Genomic DNA, 4,344 nt, shown 5'->3' on the forward strand with positions numbered 1-4,344 from the left:
ATGACCATCGGAGCATCAAATCATCCATGAAACTGCGCCATTCTCTTACCTGCGTGCTGCTTGCTTTGGGTATCTTGCCCTCTGCTAATGCGTTTGCTGCCGATACGCTTAACCGTCAAGGTTATTATCGCGCGCCAGCCTTGCATGATCAGACCTTAGTGTTTACGGCGGAAGGCGACCTTTGGACGCAAACCCTCGGCCAAAAGGCGGCGACGCGCTTGACCACCTTAGCCGCTGAAGAGCTCGGCGCGGCGATATCGGCCGACGGTAAATGGGTGGCCTATGTGGCGAATTACGAAGGGGCGAGTGAGGTCTATGTTATTCCCGTGACGGGCGGTGTCGCAAAACGGCTGAGTTTTGAAAATAGCCGCGTGCGAGTGCAAGGGTGGACCTCTCAGGGGGAAGTGTTGTATTCGACTGACGCAGGTTTTGGTCCCGCGAATAATTGGATGTTGCGTCTTGTTAATCCCGAGAGTTTAACCACGACCGATCTGCCCTTGGCTGATGCGGTGGAAGGGGTGATCGATGCCAATCATCAGTATGTGTATTTTACCCGTTTCGGCCTGCAGGTGACCGGCGATAATGCGAAGGTATATCGCGGCGGCGCTAAGGGCGAATTATGGCGCTTTAAACTGGGGGGGAAAGATGAGGCGCAGTTACTTAGCGGGCAGCACCAAGGCTCAGTCCGCCAGCCCATGCTATGGCAAGACAGACTCTATTTTATTAGCGATAGCGATGGTAACGACAATCTCTGGTCAATGGCTCTAGATGGCAGTGATGCTCAACAGCTAACCCAATATAAAGAGTGGCAAATGCGCGGCGCGCGCATGGATCAAGGTAACGTTGTCTTTCAACTCGGGGCAGATATTCATGTTTTTAATATCGCCTCTGCTAAGGATTCATTATTAAACATTGAATTAATTTCAGATTTTGCCCAGCGCCGCGAACATTGGGTCACAGATCCGATGGATTATGCCACTTCCGCGAACCTTGCCCCCGCTGGCGATAAAGTGGTGATCACTGCCCGCAGCCATGTGGCGATTGCGGGGATTGATGGCTCGCGCTTAGTGCAAGTGGCGCTTCCTGGTACTTACCGGGTACGAAATGCCATCTTGAGTCAGGATGGTAAATCGGTTTATGCCATCAGCGATATGACCGGCCAGCAGGAAATTTGGCAATTTCCTGCTGATGGAACCCGTGGTGCTAAACAGCTGACCAAGGATGGCAACACCTTAAGAATGTCGCTGAGTTTATCCAACGATGGTCGCTATCTTGCCCACGATGATAACGACGGTAATGTGTGGCTGCTGGACTTAAAGAAAAATACTAACCAAAAAATCATCAGTCATGGTGAAGGCCTTGGCCCCTATGTCGATATTCGTTGGTCCGGCGACAGCCGTTTTATCGCGTTAACCAAATCGGAAATCGGCAAGCAAAGGCCGCAAATCGTGCTTTATTCAGTGGATGAAAATAAGGCGCAAGCGCTCACCAGCGATAAATATGAATCCTATTCGCCGACCTTTAGCCGCGATGGCCAGTGGTTATATTTCCTTTCTAATCGCCAGTTTACCGCAACTCCAAGCTCGCCTTGGGGCGACCGTAACATGGGGCCAGTGTTTGATAAACGCAGCCAGATTTTTGCGATTTCGTTAGTGAAAAATGCCAAGTTTCCCTTCAGTAAACCAACCGAGTTGACGGCAAAGACCGCCGCCAAAGCCGAAGCGAAGGATAAACCCATCCCCGTAAAAATTGATTGGGCCGGGATCCGTGAGCGCCTATGGCAAGTCCCGGTGGATTCGGGCAATTACAGCCAGTTATCTGCCATTGACGATCGTCTCTATGTGCTCGATCAAGCGATTGGCGATGAAAGCCAACCTAATCTGATGACGATTAAGTTTACCGAGCAGCAGCCTAAAGCGGAGGTGTTTGCTGAAGACGTGGCTAACTATGGAGTCTCTGCTGACGGTAAAAAGCTGTTATTGCGCAAAAAAAGCAATGAAAAGTCGCTGCTGATTGTCGATGCGGGCGACAAACTTGGCGATACCGACAATGCCAAGGTGCAGACTGAGCAGTGGCAATTAGCGATTTCGCCAACCTTAGAGTGGCAACAAATGTTTGAAGATGCATGGTTAATGCATCGTGACTCCTTCTTTGACAAAAATATGCGCGGTCTCGATTGGCAGGCGACCAAGGCTAAGTATCAGCCAATGCTCGAACGCTTAACTGACCGTAATGAATTAAACGACATTTTTATGCAGATGATGGGCGAGTTAGATTCACTGCACTCACAAGTGCGTGGCGGCGATTTGCCTAAAGATCCCGATGCGGCGAAAGGAGCGAGTTTAGGCGCGCGGCTGCAACACACTCGCGACGGGGTGAAAATAGCCCATATTTATCGCAATGATCCTGAACTGCCGAGCCAAGCGTCCCCCTTAAGCCGTATTGAAGTCGATGCCAAAGAGGGCGATCTGTTACTTGCCATTAACGGCACGCCGGTGACGAATGTGGCTGACGTGACGCGTTTACTGCGTAATCAGCAGGATAAACAGGTGTTGCTTGAACTTAAACGCGCTGACCAACGCCATAAAACCGTGGTGATCCCCGTCAACACTCAGGTCGATAGCCAATTACGTTACTTAGATTGGGTCAACCATAATGCCAGCGTGGTGACTGAAGCGAGTCAGGGCAAAATTGGTTATCTGCATTTATATGCCATGGGCGGCGGCGATATTGAGAGTTTCGCCCGTGAGTTTTACACCAATTATGATAAGGACGGTTTGATTATCGATGTGCGCCGCAACCGCGGTGGCAATATCGACAGTTGGATCATCGAAAAACTGTTGCGTCGTGCCTGGGCATTTTGGCAACCGACCCGTGGGACGGCCTATACCAATATGCAGCAAACTTTCCGCGGTCATTTAGTGGTATTAACCGATGAGCTGACCTATTCCGACGGTGAAACCTTTGCTGCAGGGATTAAAGCGCTTGGGATCGCGCCACTTATCGGTAAACAAACGGCGGGAGCGGGAGTGTGGTTATCTGGACGCAATACCTTGACCGATAAGGGCATGGCGCGGGTTGCTGAATATCCGCAGTATGCCATGGATGGTCGCTGGATATTAGAAGGACGCGGCGTAAGCCCGGATATTGAGGTCGATAATTTACCCTTTGCCACTTTTAACGGTAACGATGCGCAACTGGAAAAGGCCATCGACTATTTACAGGCTGAACTGGCCAAACAACCCATCCCAGCACTTAAGGCGCAGCCTATGCCGACAACGGGGATGGCCCAAGATATTAACCTTAACTAATCGCGGCAGCGGTATTTCACTTATTATTAAGTTAATGTTGATAAAATAGGGTGTTTTTGTTTTAGGGCGTTGTCTTGTAGTTCCCGAGACAACGCCCATTTTTCGATGAGGAACTCTTGCGTATGAACCCTGCATTGTCTGCTGGTGGCTCATCGGGATAGCAGCCAGGATGGCGCATGACAGACGGCACTTTTTATGTTTTTCATGCTTTCCACATTTGTCACGCTTTTCGCTCGGGACTAGGGATAGCCATTAGCGGGCGCAGATTTGGGGCGCAGAACTGTTTATCTTCTGGCTCACCGGTAAGGGACTGTTTGAGTCCACACTTAACGCAAACTGAGCCCCATTCTCCTTTCGCTCATTCACCTACCGCTCATTCACCTTCTCGCTATTGTTATAACCGCTCTTTGTTCCTATCGTTTTAGTATTTTATTTGGATATCCGTCGCTAATGAATTGGCGATAAAGCAGTTGGCATGGGCCTTTTCGTGAATTCTATCTAGTGTATCTTGTGTGATATCAACGCCTTCAGCAAAGGTCACCACAGGATTGAGCACCATTTTAGTGATCGCCAGTTTGCCTGCGCTATTTTTGCCAAGTTCAGCCGTGGCGTTATCCACATAAGAGAGTACGGGTAAGCGTTTGAGGTGCGCAATCGCCAAAAAGGTCAGCATATGGCATGAAGAGAGCGCGGCTAACAGGCTTTCTTCTGGGTTGACATGGTGTTCATTGCCTTTGTATTCCGGTGCCGATGATGCGGCAATGGTCTGGCCGCTTCCAAACGTAATGCTGTGATCGCGGCAAAACTCGCCTTCTTCGGCGGGGGTTGACTGCCAATTAACGGTTAAGTTAAAGCCCATGGTTCTTTCCTCTGTAAATCACTTGGGGGCACTATAGCTTAGCCGTGATAAGTTAACCAGTAGCAGCGTTTGAGATAAGACTCTTCTTTAATAATTTGAAAAATCTGAACTAACGAGCCATCCCGCGGTAAACAGGCTTTGCGTGATAATGCCAATGGCCATCGCTATCACCAT

General features: G+C 49.8%; 2 protein-coding genes. One reads left to right on the top strand and one right to left on the bottom strand.

Annotation, left to right across the window (positions count from 1 at the left end; all coding sequences use genetic code 11):
- Positions 1-26 precede the first annotated feature (26 nt).
- Positions 27-3,311, top strand: coding sequence for a S41 family peptidase (locus tag ACRCZA_RS03085; RefSeq protein ID WP_438673021.1), 3,285 nt, complete (start codon positions 27-29; stop codon positions 3,309-3,311).
- A 421-nt stretch (positions 3,312-3,732) separates the two neighbouring features.
- On the opposite strand, the gene ACRCZA_RS03090 is transcribed toward ACRCZA_RS03085, so the two are convergent.
- On the bottom strand, positions 3,733-4,170 hold the full coding sequence (locus ACRCZA_RS03090) for an OsmC family protein (RefSeq protein WP_438673020.1): 438 nt from the start codon (positions 4,168-4,170) through the stop codon (positions 3,733-3,735).
- Positions 4,171-4,344 lie beyond the last annotated feature (174 nt).

Source organism: Shewanella sp., from assembly GCF_051658185.1.
GTDB lineage: Bacteria > Pseudomonadota > Gammaproteobacteria > Enterobacterales > Shewanellaceae > Shewanella.